This is a genomic window from Amycolatopsis sp. NPDC005232, from assembly GCF_040607795.1.
In the GTDB taxonomy this organism is placed as follows: domain Bacteria; phylum Actinomycetota; class Actinomycetes; order Mycobacteriales; family Pseudonocardiaceae; genus Amycolatopsis.
In genome coordinates, this window is record NZ_JBEXHL010000002.1 from 242,400 (window position 1) to 259,278 (window position 16,879).

The window sequence follows — 16,879 nt, forward strand, 5'->3', positions numbered from 1 at the left end:
GACGGAGTGCCCGGGAGAGAGAGGTCCCTTTCACATGAAGCGCAAACGCGTGGGTGTGCTCGCCCTGTCCGGTCTCGCCCTGCTGGGGGTCGCGAGCCTGGCCATCGGTCCCGCCACGGCGGCCCCGCAGCAGGTGGCGGGCGCGGCGGCGCACCGGCACGATGACCCCGTGATCGTCGGACACCGGGGTGCACCCGGCTACCGCCCGGAGCACACGCTCGCCTCCTACGAGCTCGCCTTCCGCATGGGCGTGGACTTCGTCGACGTCGACCTCGTGCCGACCAAGGACGGCCAGCTCGTCGCGCGGCACGAGCCGGAGATCGGCGGCACCACCGACGTCGCGGACCACAAGGAGTTCGCCTCGCGCAAGGCCACCAAGGTCATCGACGGCGTCACGATGACCGGCTGGTTCACCGAGGACTTCACGCTCGCGGAGCTCAAGACGCTGCGTGCGAAGGAGCGGATCCCGGAGAACCGCCCGAACAACCAGCTCTACAACGGCCGCTTCCAGATCGCGACCTACCAGGAGGTCATCGACCTCACGCGGCGGCTCGGCAAGGAGCTGCACCGCACGCTGGGCACCTACCCCGAGGTGAAGCACTCGACGTACTTCAAGTCGATCGGCAACCCGACCGAGCCGAAGCTCGTCGCGTTCCTCAACCGCAACGGCCTCAACCGCTCCGACGCGCCGGTGATCATCCAGTCGTTCGAGGTGACGAACCTCAAGGAGCTGCACAAGCAGGTGCGGGTGCCGCTGCTGCAGCTGACCGAGGCCTCCGGTGCGCCGGCCGACTTCGTGGCCGCCGGTGACAAGCGCACGTACGACGACATCGTGACGCCGGCCGGTCTGCGTGAGGTCGCGAAGTACGCGAAGTACCTCGGCCCGGACAAGGCGCAGGTCATCCCGCGCGACGCTTCGGACAACCTGGGCAAGCCGACCTCGCTGGTCGCCGACGCGCATCGCGTTGGCCTGAAGGTGCAGCCGTACACCTTCCGCAACGAGAACCCGTTCCTGCCGGCGAACCTGCGTTCGTCCGCCAGCCCGACGGCGTTCGGCAACGTGTTCGCGGAGGAGGCGGCGTTCTTCAAGGCCGGCGTGGACGGCTTCTTCGCCGACCAGGCGGACACGGCGCTGGAGTCGCTGCACGATTTCCTGGGTCACTGATTTTTCTTTTGCAGCAAGGCTTTCGGCAGGCCCGTTCACCCGATGGTGGACGGGCCTGCTGTTTTTTGTCGGTACGGGTTCCTAGTGTTGTCGGCATGGTTGCTGGGGAGGAGATCGACCGGCTGGCGCGCGACACCGAGTTTTCCGGCGTCGTGTCCGTCAGCCGAGGCAGCGAGGTGGTGCTCGCGCGTGCGTACGGATTGGCGCACCGCGGGTACGGCGTACCGAACACAGTGGACACACGGTTCGCGATCGCCAGTGGTACCAAGGGTTTGACCGCTCTTGTCGTGGCGAGCTTGATCGTCGAGGGCAAGCTGGCTTTGGGCACGCGGGTGCGCGCGCTGTTGGGCACGGACCTGCCGTTGATCGACTCTTCGGTCACGGTGGAGCACCTGCTCGCCCACCGCTCGGGCATCGGCGACTACTGCGACGAGGACGCCTTGCCACCGGCGCAACCACAGTCGTTCACCTCGGCAGCGGCGTATTTGCCTGCACTGGAGGGGTTTCCGCAACGGTTTCCGCCGGGGTCGCAGTTCTGCTACAACAACGGCGGGTTCGCGGTACTGGCTCTGGTGGCGGAACGGGCCGCGGGTGTGCCATTCGCGGATCTGGTTGCTTCGCGTGTCACTGCTCCCGCTGGGATGGCGCACACGTCGTTCCTCCGGTCGGACCAGTTGCCCGGCGATGCGGCCACGGGGTACCTGGAAGACGGGCGCACCAACGTGTTCAGCCTGCCCGTGGTGGGCAGTGGTGATGGCGGGATCTACTCGTCGGCCGGAGATTTCGCCGCATTCTGGGCCGCGCTGCATGCCGGCCGGATCGTGCCGCCGGAGTGGGTGGCCCGGATGACGGCCGTGGTCAGCGCGGAGACCTCGACCCGCGAACAGCTCCGCTACGGGCTCGGCTTTTGGCTCCCACCCGACGACACCACGGTGATGCTGGAGGGCTACGACTACGGCGTCTCGTTCCGCAGCGTCTCGCGCCCGTCCGACGGCCTGGTATTCACGGTTGTTTCCACCACCTCCGAGGGTGCGTGGCCGCTGACCAGGTGGCTCGGAGGGCAGTTCTTGACGGAACCTTGACACCCGCGGACGAGCCGGGCTAGCTTCTCCGGAACTTCAAAGGTCTGTCCACATACCTTTCAGGTGGGGTGCCCGATGGATGTCTCCGACCAGCAGACCGCCGAACCCGACCGCCACGACGAGGACAGCGCCCGGCTGCACGCGCTGGGGTATGCGCAGGAGCTCAAGCGCACGATGTCGTCGTTCTCGAACTTCGCGGTGTCGTTCACGATCATCTCGATCCTGTCCGGATGTCTTACGCTGTACGGCTTCGGCATGAAGACCGGCGGGCCCGTGGCGATGATCTGGGGGTGGCCGCTCGTCGGCCTCTTCGTGATCCTCGTGGGGCTCGGCATGGCGGAGGTGTGCTCCAGCTACCCGACGGCCGGTGGTCTGTACTACTGGGCCGCGAAGCTCGCCACGCGCAACGGGCCGGCGTGGTCGTGGTTCACCGGGTGGTTCAACCTGATCGGCCAGATCGCCGTGACGGCGGGCATCGACTTCGGGGCGGCGCTGTTCCTGAACGCGTTCCTCGACCTGCAGTGGGGCTACTCCGCGACGCCGGGGCACACGATCCTGCTGCTGGCGATCATCCTGGTGGTACACGGGGCGCTGAACACGTTCGGCGTGCGCGTGGTGGCGATCCTCAACAGCGTGAGCGTGTGGTGGCACCTGATCGGGGTGCTGGTGATCGTCGGCGTACTCGTGTTCGTGCCGGCGAAGCACCAGGAAGCGTCGTTCGTGTTCGGGCACTTCGCCAACGAGACAGGCTGGAGCTCGTCGGTGTACGTGTTCGCGCTCGGGTTGCTGCTGGCGCAGTACACGCTGACCGGCTACGACGCGTCGGCGCACATGACGGAGGAGACCAAGAACGCCGCGAAGGCCGGGCCGCGCGGGATCATCAACTCGATCCTCGTGTCGCTCGTCGCGGGGTGGGTGCTGCTGATCGGGCTCACGTTCGCCATCCAGGACTACGACGGCGCCGTCAACTCGGCCACGGGTGTGCCGCCGGCGCAGATCTTCATCGACGCCACCGGCGCGGTCACGGGCAAGTTCCTGCTGCTGATCTGCATCGGCGCGCAGCTGTTCTGCGGCATGGCGTCGGTGACGGCCAACTCGCGGATGATCTACGCGTTCGCCCGCGACGGCGCCATCCCCGGCTCGAAGATCTGGCACCGCATCAACAAGCGCACTCAGACGCCGACCAACGCCGTGTGGCTCGCGGCGGGCGGCGCGCTGATCCTCGCGCTGCCGTACCTGTGGAGCGCCACGGCGTACGCGGCGGTCACGTCGATCGCGACCGTCGGGCTGTACGTGGCGTACGTGATCCCCGTGTTCCTGCGGGTACGACGCGGCGACAGCTTCGAAAAGGGGCCGTGGAACCTCGGGCGCTGGGGCAAGCCGATCGGCATCGTCGCGACGGCGTGGGTCGTGGTGATCTTCGTGCTGTTCATGCTGCCGCAGGGCTCACCCGTCACGGTCGCCTCGTTCAACTACACGCCGATCGCGTTCCTGATCGTGCTCGGCGGCGCGGCGCTGTGGTGGGTCGTGTCGGCGCGCAAATGGTTCACGGGCCCGAAGGTGCAGGGATCCGCGGCGGAACTGGAAGCCGTCGAACGGGAGCTCAAAGAACTGGGATAGGCCCGGGATCAACCCGGAGCGCCCCCACCCTCGCCGACCCGTACCCGGCGCCCGATGGCGACATCGGCACAGGTGTCGCCTACGCCCGCCGCGTCGCCGACACCTGTGCGAAGAACGCCGGCGCCTACCTGCCGTACCTCGACACCAAGACCGTCGCCCAGGACATGGACCGCATCCGCCAAGCACTGGGCGCGCGGCAACTGAACCTCTACGGCACGTACCGCGGCGCCGTCTACGCGTCGCTGTTCCCGCGGAACACCGGCAAGATCGTGCTCGACAGCAGCACCCCGCCGGAACGCGAGGCCCACCCCCTCACCAACGGCATGCCCGCCGACATCTGGCCGTGCGCCTTCTGACCGCGCGACGCCGTGCACCAGCCCGTGCCCATCACGGCGAACGGCCCGCGCAACATTCTGATGCTCCAGAACCACGCCGACCCCTCCACGGCCTACTCCGGCGCCCTGCGGATGCGCGCCGCGCTCGGCCACCGCGCGGAGCTGACCACGATCGACGACGTCGGCCACGGCGTGGACCTCACCAACGCGTGCACCGCCGGCCGGCTCACCGAATTCCTCCTCGAAGATCACCTGCCCGGGCACGACACGACCTGCCCGTGACCCGTCATCCGAGATCAACCTGGGTGAAGATGCGGGCATGGAGACCCTCACGCTGGTCGGAGTCCTCGCCGGCTCGCTCGGGCTGACCGCGCTCGCCCGGCGCTACAACGTGTCGGCGCCGCTGCTGATCGTCGTGGTCGCGCTGGGGGTCGCGCTGATCCCCGGCGTGCCACGGATCGAGCTGGAGCCCGAGCTGATCCTCACGGTGGTGCTGCCGCCGCTGCTCTACTCGACGTCGCTCGACAGCTCGCTCACGCACTTCCGCGCGAACCTGCGCCCGATCATCGGGCTGGGGGTGGTGCTCGTGGTGGTCACGGCCGTGGTCGTCGCGTTCGTGGTGCACCTGCTGCTGCCCGATCTGCCGTGGGCGTCGGCGCTGGTGCTCGGGGCCGTCGTGGCGCCGCCGGACGCCGTGACCGCCGTGGCGATCGGGCGCAAGCTCGGCCTGCCACGCGGGATCATGACCGTGCTGACCGGCGAAAGCCTGGTCAACGACGCCGCCGCGCTCACGCTGTACAAGGTCGCGCTCGCCGCCGTCGCGGGCACGGCCGGGTCGATCGGCCACGGTCTGGGCGTGTTCGCGGTGGCGACGGTGCTCGGCATCGCCGTGGGCCTCGTGACCGGGTTCGTGGTGGTGTTCATCCGCTCGCGGCTCGAAGACCCGCTGCTGGAGTCGGCGTTCGGGATCATCGTGCCGTTCGCGGCCTACGTGACGGCCGAGCACCTGCACCCGTTCGGCTCGGAGTTCAGCGGTTCGGGCGTGCTCGCCGTGGTCACGGCAGGCCTCTACCTCGGGCAGCGGTCGCTACGCGCGTCCCCGGCCACGCGCATGCAGGACCGGTCCGTGTGGACGTCGATCGACGTGCTGCTCGAAGCGCTGGTGTTCGCGTTGATGGGCCTGCAGCTGCCGTTCGTGCTCGACGGCGCCGACCGCGCGGCGCGCGACAACGGCACCCTCGCGATCGTCGCCATCGTGGTGCTGCTGGTGACGATGGCCGTGCGGATCCCCGCGGTGTTCCTGTCGAGCTATCTGCCGAGAACACTGCGGCTGTTCGGCCGCACGCGAGACTCGACTTCGTGGCAGGCGCTGGCCGTCGTGTCGTGGACCGGGATGCGCGGCGTGGTCACGCTCGCCGCGGCGTCGGCCGTGCCGTTCGGGACGCCGGGGCGCCCGGAGATCCAGCTGTTCGCGTTCACGGTCGCCGTCGGCACGGTGCTGATCCAGGGCCTCACGTTGCCGCCGTTGATCCGCTGGCTCAAGGTGCAGGACCCGGCCGAGGCCGCACGCGACCAGGCCGAGGAGCTGGCCGCGCGGGAAGTCGCGCAGAAGGCGGCGCACGCGCGGTTGAAGGAGATCACGCAGGCGGCGATGTCGAATGCGGACCTGCCACCGGACCGCATGAAGCGGCTCGAAGAACGTCTGGAACGGCTCGTCGACACCCGCTACCGCTTCGCGCGGGCCGCGATCACGCTGTCGGGCGAGGAACGCAGCGCCAGCCCGCAGGCCAAGTTCGCGCAGGCCCGGCGTGAGCTGCTGATCACCCAGCGCGCGGCGATGATCGCGGAGAACCGCGCCGGGCGCCTCGACGACGAGGTGCTGCGCAAGGTCCTCGTCGAGCTGGACCTCGAAGAGCTCTCCGCCACCAACACCCTCACCAACCGGATGGGCATGGGCTGACGGGCGTTCGGTCGAGAACACCCGTCAGCTCAGCGAAGCCTCCGTCAGACGAACTCGTGCCGCACGATCGTCTGCTCGCGACCCGGACCCACGCCGATCGCCGAGATCCGCGCACCCGAGAGCTCCTCGAGACGCTCCACATAGGACCGGGCGTTGGCCGGCAGCTCGTCGAACGTCCGGCAGCTCGAGATGTCTTCGAACCAGCCCGGCAGCTCTTCGTACACCGGCACGGCGTGGTGCACGTCGGTCTGCGTCATCGGCATGTCGTGGGTGCGGCGGCCGTCCACGTCGTAGCCGACGCAGACCGGCACCTTCTCCAGGCCCGACAGCACGTCGAGCTTGGTGAGGAAGTAGTCGGTGATCCCGTTGACGCGCACGGCGTAGCGGGCGATCACGGCGTCGAACCAGCCGGTGCGCCGCGAACGGCCCGTGGTCACGCCGAACTCGCCGCCCTGCTTGCGCAGGTACTCGCCGGCCTCGTCGTCGAGCTCCGTCGGGAACGGTCCCGAGCCGACGCGCGTGGTGTAGGCCTTCAGGATGCCCAGCACGGTGGTGATGCGGCCCGGGCCGATGCCCGAACCCGCGCTCGCCCCGCCCGACGTCGGGTTCGACGACGTGACGAACGGGTACGTGCCGTGGTCCACGTCGAGCAGCGTGCCCTGAGAACCCTCCAGCAGCACGGTCTCGCCGCGCTCGAGGGCCTGGTTGAGCTGCAGCCGCGTGTCGGCGATGCGGTGCGCGAACTTCTCGCCGGCGGCGAGCACCTCGTCGGCGACCTGGTTCGCGTCGAGCGCCTTGCGGTTGTAGACCTTCACCAGAACCTGGTTCTTGAACTCCAGGGCCGCTTCGACCTTCTGGCGGAAGATCTTCTCGTCGAGCAGGTCCTGCACGCGGACGCCGACGCGGGCGATCTTGTCCTGGTAGCACGGCCCGATGCCACGGCCGGTGGTGCCGATCTTGCGGCTGCCCAGGTAGCGCTCGGTGACTTTGTCGATGGCCACGTGGTACGGCATGATCAAGTGCGCGTCGGCCGAGATCCGCAGCCCGCTCGTGTCGACGCCGCGTTCCTCCAGACCCGCGAGCTCGTCGAGCAGCACGCCCGGGTCGACCACCACACCGTTGCCGATGACGTTGGTCACGCCCGGCGTGAGGATCCCGGACGGGATGAGGTGGAGGGCGAAGTTCTCGCCGTTGGGAAGGACGACGGTGTGGCCGGCGTTGTTGCCGCCCTGGTACCGGACGACCCACTGCACACGGTCACCGAGCAGGTCGGTCGCCTTGCCCTTGCCTTCGTCCCCCCACTGGGCACCGATCAGCACGATCGCCGGCATGTGACACTCCAGGTGTTCGGCAACAGGGAAAGTGTCCCGATGGGACACGGGGTGGCGCTGGGAAATGCCGGTGCATGACTGTAACGGAGGACGTGCGCGTGCGCGGAATCGTGGTGGCCTGCGGTGATGATCCGCACTCGTTCACGGGCCTCCCGAACGTCTCCATCGTGCGCGTTTCAGCGCTTCCAGGCAAGGCGGAAATCGATCCCTTGCTGGGGAAACACGAGCGCCTGATCGTCGCGGGGACCGATGCCGACCTCTCGGCGGTGCTCGTGCGATTGCTGCGTACCGATCGCGTGTCGGGCGTGTCGGTCGGGTTCGTGCCCTCCGAGTCCGGTTCGGCCGTCGCGGCGCTCTGGGGACTGCCCACAGACCCCGTCAAAGCGCTCGAAATCGCCCTCGACGGTTCGGCCTCCGAGGTGCCGCTCGTGCGCGACGACACCGGCGGGATCCTGGCCGGGATTGCCACTCTGCGTAACGTCCAGGGCCAGGCGTACAGCGACGAACACCTGGCGTTCGACGGCGCCGCGGCCGTCGTGGAGGTGTCCTCGGACGAGAACGGCCTGGTCGCGCGGGTGACCCGCGGGAAGCTCGTGAAGCGCACCACGGTGTTCCACGGCCGTGCCTTCCAGCTCGGCTGCCTGCCGACCACTTCGCTCGTGAGCGACGGCGTCGCGCACCCGCGCGAGGTCACCAAGCGGACCTGGTATCGGCACACCGAGGACCTTCGCCTGATCCGACCGTGACCGCTTTCATCCGATAGTTCTGCGCCAGGTGGCCTAACAGCACTTTCTGTTCACTGAAGGTCTGTTACATGTCACCCGTAAGTGTTGCTTGCGCCACTTCCGTGGTCGAAGGTGAATCAGTCCCACACTCGACACGGAGGCAGCGATATGCCCACAGCGCGTAGTGTCCGAAACTCCTTGACCGTCCTCGTCGGCGTGACGCTGCTCGGCGGCACGATGGTCGGCATCGCCGACGCGACCCCGCCCGGCATCCCGTCGGCCGCGACGGCCAAGAGCGAGCTCGCCGGCCTCACCGTGAAGGCCGACGGCTCACTGACCGGCTACAGCCGCGACAAGTTCCCGCACTGGATCCAGCAGGGGAACAACTGCGACACCCGTGAGGTCGTGCTCAAGCGCGACGGCACGAACGTCGTCACCAACTCCAGCTGCACCGCCACCTCGGGCACGTGGGTCTCGCCCTACGACGGCGCGACCTGGACCGCGGCGTCCGATGTGGACATCGACCACGTCGTGCCGCTGGCCGACGCGTGGCGCACCGGTGCTTCGTCGTGGACCACGGCGCAGCGCCAGGCCTACGCCAACGACCTGACCGACCCGCAGCTGATCGCCGTGACGGACAACGTCAACCAGCAGAAGGGCGACAAGTCGCCGGACCAGTGGAAGCCGCCGTCCACGGGCTACTGGTGCACCTACGCCCGCATGTGGGTCGCGGTGAAGTCGAAGTTCAACCTCACGGTGAACTCCGCCGAGAAGTCCGCGCTGACGGACATGCTCGGCCGCTGCTGAGGTCCTTCTCGAGGTGTTTCGCGCGGGGCCGGGATCGGTTCTGGGTCTGGGGTTCGACGGCCGATCACCCCGGTCCCGCCCCGCGCGGAACCCTACGGACGGTGGTAGTGCGAGCACGTTCTGCCACGTGAGGTCTGGACCATGAGGAAGCTCGCGGCGGCCGCGCTGGCCGTGCTCCAGGCGGTGTGCGGCGCCGTGCCGGCCTCGGCCGCGACCGGGCGGCGCGTGATCGTGTACTACCAGACGATCTACAACGGCAGCGCGTACGTCTCGCCGCTCGGCCTCACGCAACACAACGCGGGCGTCACCGACGTCCTCGTCGGCGCGATCCACCTCGACCTCGGCGGCGTGGTCCACGTGAACGACAACCCACCGTCGGCCGCGAAGTTCACGCAGATGTGGCAGGACCTCGGCACCCTGCGCTCGCAGGGCGTCCACACACTGGCCTTCCTCGGCGGCGCGGCGCAGGGCAGCTTCCAGCGGCTCGCTTCGGACTTCGACACCTACTACCCGCCTCTTCGCGCTTTGCTTCGCGACCACTCGCTGTCAGGCATCGACCTGGAGATCGAAGAGACGGTGGACAACACCTCGGTCGTCCGCCTCATCGACGCCCTGCGCGCGGACTTCGGCCCGTCCTTCCTCATCACCTTCGCCCCCGTCGCCCCCGAACTGAGCGGCGGCCGCGGCCTCTCGGGCCTGAACTACGACCAGCTCTACCGCGACCGCGGCCCCCAGATCTCCTGGTTCAACACCCAGTTCTACTGCGGCTGGGGCTCCATGTCCGACACGGGCGGCGACGACGCCATCATCCGCCACGGCGTCGTCCCGGCCGCGAAGGTCGTCGCCGGCACCGTCACCAACCCGGCCAACTGCAGCGGCTACATCGACATGCCGCGCCTGCAGTCGACGATCCGCTCGCTCACCGCGAAGTACCCGGACTTCGGCGGCGTCGACGGGTGGGAGTACTTCAACTCGTTGCCGGGCGGCACGGCCGCGCCTTGGCAGTGGGCGCAGCAGGTCGCGCCGGTTGTGAAGGGCTGATCTGGGGACCGGTCCCTGCTGGCTGTGTCTGGTTTTCGGCAACGCCCGAGGGCGTCTGGCCGAACTCCGCGGGCACCAATGTGCCTCGGAGGTTGAGCAGCTTCACCGGTCCGCGTCCCGCTCCAGCCATGCGACGATGTGTGCCACATAGCTGTCGACGTTGGTCAAGGGCCTGCCGTTGAGTACTGCCACCAAGTGCTCGACGCCGAACACCGCGTCCCAGATCTGGGCGCGCTGGTAGGTCTTGCTGTCGACGGCTCCGCGGACGTGCTGCCAGCCGTGCCAGGCCATGCAGGCGGCGTCAATCGCCGGGTCGAACGGCATGGCCAGGTCCCAGTCCAGGACGCCGACCAACTTGCCGTCCTCGGTCCAGTGGACGTTCTCGCCGCCCAGGTCGGCGTGCACGAGCGAATCCGCTATCGGTTCGAGAGCCAGCGCCCGTTCGAGGCGCCGTCGGCCTTCGTCGCGCCACTTCGCGGGGAGGCGAGGGATGACGTCTTGGGCCAGGACGTCCGCCCAACACTCCCCGCCCGGCGAGTCCAGCGCCGTTCTCAGCTCCGCAGTGAGAGGCAGCTCCCGCAAAGCACCGAGAAGCTCGCCGATCTTCGCCGGATCCCCCTCGCCCTCCGGCAGTCCGGCACCGTCGATCCAGGAGACGGCGACGGCGGCGCGATCGCCGAACATCGTCACCGGTGTCAGCGGGTCCGGTACCGCGAACGGCAGTCCAGCGCTTGCGATCACCCGGAGCAACTCCGTTCGGCGCGGCAAAGCCTCCGCAGCCGACGGGCGCCGAGCGATCCGCACAGCAGCGGCGCCGGGAAGCAGCACGACGTGATGGATATTGCCGTGGCCAGCGAGGCGCGCCGAGCCGACGGAGACGCCCGGCACGAGCGCCTCGACGATCTCCAGCAAATCGGCAGGCACCTGCTCATTCACGGTTGAGTCTCTTCCGTCCGCACCTCACTCGTTGGCAGTGAACTCTTAGCACCGCAGAAGGGCCTGATCAATCAGCGCCCTTGACACCGGAGTCACACAGGCGTGTAATCGGTGTCACGACATACATGTCACGACACCGAACGAAGGAGGCCAAGTGCGAAGGGCCGAGCAACTCCGCTACCTCATCCTCGCGGCACAGCGGGAAGGGAACCGACAGCTGACAGCGCGGCTGGCGGAGATCGGGGTGACGCCGGCGCAATCGGAGGTGTTGCGGATCCTCGCGGGGCACGGGCCGATGGCGTTGCGGGAGCTCGGGGAGATGCTCGTGTGCGACACCGGGGCGAGTCCGAGCCGGATCGTGGACAGGTTGGTCGGGGCGGGGCTCGTGGAGCGGACCGCGAGTGAGCAGGATCGGCGGCAGGTGCGGTTGGAGCTCACGAAAACGGGGCGCGACAAGGCTGAGCGCGTCGCCGAGATCGAGGATCAGCTGTACGACCAGCTCGACAGGGCGGCCAAAGGAACTGACGTCGAAGCGTTTCTCGAGTTCCTCAAGAAGTTTACCCAGGAATCACCGGCAGGGCGAGCGTTCGAGAACCGCCTTGCCGCCGAAGGAAGGAAAACGAAATGACTTTCGAGCTAACCATAGATATAAACGCATCACCCGAAGAGGTATTCGAGTTCGTAGCTGATTTTACGACCATGCCGCAGTGGTATTCAGCTGTACAGCGGGTCGACCGGGCAGGAGAGAACACCGGGATCGGGACACGGTACGAGGTCCACCGGAACCTGCCCGGAGGGCCTGCCCGAAACGAGGTGGAAATAACCGAACTCACCCCCGAAAAGGAAGTCACGTTCACGTCGCTCAGCGGCCCGACACCGTTCGTCTACCGCTACAAAGTCGAGCCCGCACAGAACAAAACCAAGCTCACCCTGGAAGGAACCATCAGCGGAGCCGGGCTCCCCGGCCCGGCCGCGTTACTCGGACCTCTGGCCGAAAAGCTGTTCAAACGAGGAATGCAAGACAACCTCGGCACTCTCGCCAAAATCCTGCAAAAATAACTCACCAGCCGGCCAGATCAAGAATCTGAAATGCGATCCGCGACTGCAGCAGACAATCCAACGCACCCGGATCCTGCCCGATGAGCTTCCCGATCTTCCCCAGCCGGTACCGGATCGTGTTCTCGTGCACGCCCAGCTCCAACGCCGTGCCCTGAACGCGCCCCTCCGCAGCCACAAAAGCCCGCCACGTCTCCAGCAACGACGAGTCCGCCTCCCGCAACGGCCGGATCGTCTCGTGGGCGAACTGCACGGCCTCCTTCACCCGCCCGCTGGACGCGACGAGCCGGAACAACCCCAGCTCAGTCACCGTCACCACGCCACCAGACCAGCCGAATGACGTGGCCAGCTCATCGATCTCCCGCAACTCCCTGTGTGCCAAAGGGAAATCTTCCGGAGAACGGCACACCCCCGAGATCACCGCGGTCCGCACCCGCAGGCGTGGGCCCACAGCCAAGCGCACCTCGTCGACGGCGGCGCGCAAGTCCCGAGGTTCGGAGCCGTCGGGCAGCGAGAGCAACGCCACCACCGCACCCGGCAAACTCACCGCGGCAGGTTCCGACACCGACAAAACCGTGGCCAGAGAACGGATCACCAGCTTCCGCCCCACCGAAACACTCACGTTCTGGCTCGCGTTGTCCAATGCGAACCGCACCAGCACGTGCGGCTGAGCCAGATTCACCCCGAACTGCGGACCCCGCCGTGCCAGCTGCTCGGCATCGCGGGTGCGGTGCAGCAAATCCGACAGGAAGTCCTCCCGTGCCTGCCCCTCTGCCTCCGCCTGGCGCCGTTCGGACAGCACCTGCAACGACAGCACCGTCGCCCCGTGTTCGGCGAGCTTCGTGTCCAGCTCCTCCAGCCCGCGCCCGACCTCGACGATCCCGAGGTACCCGCTGGGCTGACCCTCGATGATCAGCCGGCACATCAGGTGCCGGCGCCCGACCCACACGGCGGGCGTCGGCGGCACGATCGTCGACGGGCAGCTCGCGCTGAGTGACGCCAGCGCCTGCTTCACCGACGGCAGTTCGCGGATTCGCTGAGCCAGCTCCGGCGGCTGAGTCATCTTCAACCCCGCAGGTGCGGACCACGCCAGCACCTGGAAATCCTCGTTGTACAGCACCACGGGCTTCGCCGAGAGCTCACCGAGCAGCGTCACCACGGTCTGGATGCTCGCGCCGTCGAGCACGGCGTTGGTCAGCTTCTGGTGCACGTCCGCCAGATAGGCCAACGTGTTCTTCTGCCGCACGACCTCGGCGGCCTTGTTCTTCAGGTGCGCGTTGAGCATGGCCTGCCGCAGGAACAATGCGCCCAGCCGGGCGAACAGCTCCGCGAGCGCCACGTCTTCGTCGGCGTACACGTGGTCCTTCTGCACGTTGTCGACGAAGATCAGGCCGATCACCTTGCCGTCGAACACGAGCGGCACGCCGAGCATCGCGCGCACGTGCCAGTGCTCCATGGTGCGGCGGTGCGGGCGCGGGTCGCGTGGCACGTCGGAGATCAGCACGGGCGCGGCCGACTCGATGACCTCGCGGCTGAACCGGTCGCCCTGGATGCCGGCCTCCTGAGCCTGCACGGCGGCCGAGATGTCGCCCTCGCTCTCGCAGTAACCGGCGGCGCCGCGGAACCGGCCGTCGCCGTCGCGCAGGTACACCGAACAGCGCGTGACGCCCAGCAGGTGGCACAGCTGCTTGCCGAGCAGGCCCAGCAGATCCTCGAGCCGCGTGGTGGTGATGGCCTCGGTCGTGATCTCGCTGAACGCGGCGATGACCTCACGCTCACGGTGCGACGGGTCCACGGGGCGCGCCAGGGACCGAACCGAAGCATCGCGCATGGGATCCGCCTTCACCGTTGAAATCCGGACTCCGTCTGAGGGTGCCTTACCTCACCCGCTCCCGTCCATGCCCGAAGCGAGTACGCCCAGGTCATGGCCCATGCGCTCCTGCTTGGTCCGCAGGTAACGCACGTTGTGTGGCGTCTGCGTCACGGGCAGGCGCACCCGCCCGACGATGTCGAGCGCGTAGCCCTCGAGCCCGCCGTACTTGGCCGGGTTGTTCGTGATGAGCCGCATGCGGCGGACGCCGAGGTCGGTCAGGATCTGGGCGCCGATGCCGTAGCTGCGCGAATCGACCGGCAGGCCTTGCGCGAGGTTGGCCTCGACGGTGTCCAGACCCTGCTCCTGCAGCGCGTACGCGTGGATCTTGTGCGCCAGCCCGATCCCGCGGCCCTCGTGGCCACGCAGGTAGATGACCGCCCCGGCGCCCTCGGCGGCGATCTCCCGCAGCGCGTATTCCAGCTGTGCGCCGCAGTCGCAACGCAGCGAGCCCAGGATGTCGCCGGTGAGGCATTCGCTGTGCACCCTGACCAGGGCACCGGCAGACGACTGCCCTGCCGCCGCGACGTCGCCGCGCACCAACGCGAGGTGCTCCGTGCCGTCGAGCACCGACTGGTACGCGACCGCGCGGAAGTCGCCGAACGCCGTCGGCATGGCCGCGCTCGCCACTGGCTCCACCAGGCGTTCCGTCGCGCCCCGGTAGCGCACGAGGTCGGCGATCCGCAGCAACGGCAGGTCGAACCGCGCGGCGAACTCCTCCACCGCGGCGCCCCGCAGCATCGACCCGTCGTCGGCCACGAGCTCGCTGATCACGCCGACGTCACCCGCGCCGGCCATCGCCAGCAGGTCGACGGCTGCCTCCGTGTGCCCGGCCCGCACGAGCACGCCGCCTTCACGCGCTCGCAGCGGGAAAACGTGGCCGGGCCGGCGCAGCTCACCGGGTTTCGTGGCCGGGTCCGCCAGCGCCCGCACGGTCGTGGTCCGGTCCGCGGCCGACACGCCCGTGCCGCTCGCGAGGTGGTCGACGCTCACCGTGAACGCCGTGCCGTGCGCGTCGGTGTTGTCCGCGACCATCTGCCGCAGCCGCAACGCGTCCGCGCGCTCGCCGGGCATCGGTGCGCAGACGATCCCCGTGGTGTGCCGCACGAGGAACGCCATCTGCTCAGCGGTCATCGTCCGCGCGGCACCGACGAGGTCGCCTTCGTTCTCGCGGTCGGCATCGTCGACGACCACGACCAGCCGGCCCTGCGCCAACGCCGCGACGGCGTGCTGCACCTGCTCGCCCGGCGCCATCAGGCGTCCGTCCGCGTGTGGGTGCCGAAGGTGCGCGCGTGGTAGGTCAACGGCGCGAGCGGCCGCGAGTCCGCCGCCTCCACCAGGCCGAGCGCGACCACGTGGTCACCACCTTCGATGAACTTCTCGACGGTGCACGCCACCCAGCCGGACGAGCCTGCGAGCCGCGGCAGGTCGTCCTCGAGCTCCCAGGTGACGCCGTCGAACTTGGCCATTCCCTTGCGGGCGAAGCGTTTCGCGAGCTTCGCCTGGCGGCTTTCCAACACGTTCAGCCCGAAGCGCCCGGCTCGCCGCACCACCGCCAGCAGGTCCGACGTGCGGTCGAGCGACACGAGCACCATCGGCGGGTCCATCGAGAGCGACGCGAACGCGCTCACCGTCGTGCCGTGCGGCCGCGTGCCGTCGAGGGCGGTCACCACCGAAACCGGGGTGCACACGCCCGACATCACTTCGCGGAACTGCTCGGCGAATGCCGGTCTGGTCACGGTTTCCATCCAGCTCCAGTCCGAAAGCCCGAAGGTCTGAGAAGGTGCCGTGGCCCGGGCGGAACCCGGGCCACGGCCCGGCCTCACACCCCCGCGGGCGCGCGCGAGGACATCTTGTGCAGCTGCGGCACCACCTTCTCGCCGAACAACCGCATGCTCGCCTCCGCCTTGTCCAGCGGCAGGCCGCCGAAGCAGAACGCGGCGTTGGCCATCAGCTCGCCACCCTGCGCGCGCCGAGCAGCGTACTTCTCGACGATCTCCTCGGGTGTGCCCCAGATGTTCGCGTCGACGTACGCGCTCGCCGCCGTTTCCATGCCCGCCTCACGGATCATGTCGGCGCCGGCCTGGTAGGCCTCGTAGCCCTTCGTCTCACGCCAGTGCGAGCCGGCGAAGTCGTAGTGCTTGATCACCGACAGGAAGTAGCGCGAGATGTGCTCGTGCGCGATGCGCTTCGCCTCTTCAGGGTCTTCGTGGCAGTACACGAAGTCCTGGATCAGCGGCGCGCCCGGCTCGGTGCCGTGCTTCTCGCGGTGCAGGCCGCGCCACCGGTCGATCGCCTCGAGGTGCTGCGCGAAGTCGTACTGCATGAACGTCATCATCTGCGCGCCCAGCTCCGCGACGGCCGGGATCGAGTCGGGCGACATCGCGACGCCGAAGATCCGGCCTTCCCACGAGTGCCCGGCCAGTCCGGGCCGGACGGTGACGCGCGGCTGCTTGTAATACTTGCCGTCGTTCTCGACATACCCGTTCTGCAGCCCGCGGATGATCATCGCGGCGGCCTCGTCGAAGCGCTCGCGCGACTCGTTCATGTCGACGCGGAAGCCCTCGTACTCCATCTTCGCCAGGCCGCGGCCCATGCCGAGCAGCAGGCGCCCGTTGGACATGTGGTCGAGCATGATGGCCTTCTCCACCACGCGGAGCGGGTCGTTCCAGGGCAGGATGACCGCGCCCGTGCCGAGCTTGATCTTCGACGTGCGCCCGGCGAGGTAGGCCATGATCTGGAGGTTGTCCGGGCACATCGAGTAGTCGTCGAAGTGGTGCTCGGCCGACCAGACGGAATCGAAGCCGTACTGCTCGCCCAGCACGCCCATCTCGAGCTCGCGCGTGAAGACCTCGTGGTCGCTGACGTCCTCGAACCAGTTCTGGAAGACCAGCAGCATTCCGACGTCCATGGGTGGTTCTCCTTCTTCGTGGGGTGGTCGGTGTTCTCCG

At 68.3% G+C, this 16,879-nt stretch carries 17 protein-coding genes; 11 read left to right on the forward strand and 6 right to left on the reverse strand.

All coding sequences use genetic code 11. The features are described from left to right. Positions 1-34 precede the first annotated feature (34 nt). From ABZU76_RS04825 to ABZU76_RS04850, 6 genes are all read left to right on the forward strand, one after another. Positions 35-1,165, forward strand: a complete 1,131-nt coding sequence (locus ABZU76_RS04825) for a glycerophosphodiester phosphodiesterase (RefSeq protein ID WP_354865132.1) — start codon at positions 35-37, stop codon at positions 1,163-1,165. A 95-nt stretch (positions 1,166-1,260) separates the two neighbouring features. Beyond that, the gene (locus ABZU76_RS04830; protein ID WP_354865134.1) at positions 1,261-2,247 is read left to right on the forward strand and encodes a serine hydrolase domain-containing protein; all 987 of its coding nucleotides are present in this window, start codon (positions 1,261-1,263) and stop codon (positions 2,245-2,247) included. Between the two features lie 75 nt (positions 2,248-2,322). Beyond that, on the forward strand, positions 2,323-3,867 hold the full coding sequence (locus ABZU76_RS04835) for an amino acid permease (protein WP_354865136.1): 1,545 nt from the start codon (positions 2,323-2,325) through the stop codon (positions 3,865-3,867). A gap of 164 nt (positions 3,868-4,031) precedes the next feature. Further along, positions 4,032-4,223 (forward strand): hypothetical protein, encoded by a 192-nt coding sequence (locus tag ABZU76_RS04840; RefSeq protein ID WP_354865138.1) that lies wholly within the window; start codon positions 4,032-4,034, stop codon positions 4,221-4,223. Between the two features lie 12 nt (positions 4,224-4,235). Beyond that, positions 4,236-4,484, forward strand: coding sequence for an alpha/beta hydrolase (locus ABZU76_RS04845; RefSeq protein WP_354865140.1), 249 nt, complete (start codon positions 4,236-4,238; stop codon positions 4,482-4,484). Positions 4,485-4,521: 37 nt separating this feature from the next. Then, the gene (locus ABZU76_RS04850) at positions 4,522-6,162 is read left to right on the forward strand and encodes a Na+/H+ antiporter (RefSeq protein WP_354865142.1); all 1,641 of its coding nucleotides are present in this window, start codon (positions 4,522-4,524) and stop codon (positions 6,160-6,162) included. A gap of 44 nt (positions 6,163-6,206) precedes the next feature. Here ABZU76_RS04850 and ABZU76_RS04855 read toward each other — a convergent pair whose 3' ends face one another. Further along, positions 6,207-7,493, reverse strand: coding sequence for an adenylosuccinate synthase (locus tag ABZU76_RS04855; protein WP_220245160.1), 1,287 nt, complete (start codon positions 7,491-7,493; stop codon positions 6,207-6,209). Positions 7,494-7,567: 74 nt separating this feature from the next. Between ABZU76_RS04855 and ABZU76_RS04860 the strand changes: the two genes are divergently transcribed. From ABZU76_RS04860 to ABZU76_RS04870, 3 genes are all read left to right on the forward strand, one after another. Continuing rightward, positions 7,568-8,239, forward strand: coding sequence for a hypothetical protein (locus tag ABZU76_RS04860; RefSeq protein WP_354865144.1), 672 nt, complete (start codon positions 7,568-7,570; stop codon positions 8,237-8,239). Positions 8,240-8,386: 147 nt separating this feature from the next. Further along, positions 8,387-9,025, forward strand: coding sequence for an HNH endonuclease family protein (locus tag ABZU76_RS04865; RefSeq protein ID WP_354865145.1), 639 nt, complete (start codon positions 8,387-8,389; stop codon positions 9,023-9,025). Between the two features lie 141 nt (positions 9,026-9,166). Continuing rightward, entirely contained in the window at positions 9,167-10,066 is a 900-nt protein-coding gene (locus ABZU76_RS04870) for a glycosyl hydrolase family 18 protein (RefSeq protein ID WP_354865147.1), read from the forward strand. Positions 10,067-10,168: 102 nt separating this feature from the next. Here the strand turns inward: ABZU76_RS04870 and ABZU76_RS04875 are convergent, their stop codons facing one another. Next, positions 10,169-11,002 (reverse strand): phosphotransferase, encoded by an 834-nt coding sequence (locus tag ABZU76_RS04875; protein ID WP_354865149.1) that lies wholly within the window; start codon positions 11,000-11,002, stop codon positions 10,169-10,171. Positions 11,003-11,156: 154 nt separating this feature from the next. Here ABZU76_RS04875 and ABZU76_RS04880 point away from each other — a divergent pair, with 154 nt between their 5' ends. Beyond that, positions 11,157-11,630: a MarR family transcriptional regulator gene (locus ABZU76_RS04880; RefSeq protein ID WP_354865151.1), complete on the forward strand. Its 474-nt coding sequence runs from the start codon at positions 11,157-11,159 to the stop codon at positions 11,628-11,630. Next, positions 11,627-12,061 carry an SRPBCC family protein gene (locus ABZU76_RS04885; RefSeq protein ID WP_354865153.1) on the forward strand — a complete coding sequence of 145 codons (435 nt, stop codon included), beginning with the start codon at positions 11,627-11,629 and terminating at the stop codon, positions 12,059-12,061. The genes ABZU76_RS04880 and ABZU76_RS04885 overlap by 4 nt, the downstream gene beginning before the upstream one ends. A gap of 1 nt (position 12,062) precedes the next feature. Here the strand turns inward: ABZU76_RS04885 and ABZU76_RS04890 are convergent, their stop codons facing one another. The 4 genes from ABZU76_RS04890 to ABZU76_RS04905 form a co-directional block, all read right to left on the reverse strand. After that, complete coding sequence (locus ABZU76_RS04890) at positions 12,063-13,889, reverse strand: GAF domain-containing protein (protein WP_354865155.1); 1,827 nt, start codon at positions 13,887-13,889, stop codon at positions 12,063-12,065. A gap of 51 nt (positions 13,890-13,940) precedes the next feature. Continuing rightward, positions 13,941-15,182 (reverse strand): bifunctional 3,4-dihydroxy-2-butanone-4-phosphate synthase/GTP cyclohydrolase II, encoded by a 1,242-nt coding sequence (locus ABZU76_RS04895; protein ID WP_354865157.1) that lies wholly within the window; start codon positions 15,180-15,182, stop codon positions 13,941-13,943. Beyond that, positions 15,182-15,667, reverse strand: a complete 486-nt coding sequence (locus ABZU76_RS04900; protein ID WP_354865159.1) for a flavin reductase family protein — start codon at positions 15,665-15,667, stop codon at positions 15,182-15,184. The genes ABZU76_RS04895 and ABZU76_RS04900 overlap by 1 nt, the downstream gene beginning before the upstream one ends. A gap of 83 nt (positions 15,668-15,750) precedes the next feature. Beyond that, the gene (locus ABZU76_RS04905) at positions 15,751-16,839 is read right to left on the reverse strand and encodes an LLM class flavin-dependent oxidoreductase (RefSeq protein ID WP_220245167.1); all 1,089 of its coding nucleotides are present in this window, start codon (positions 16,837-16,839) and stop codon (positions 15,751-15,753) included. Positions 16,840-16,879 lie beyond the last annotated feature (40 nt).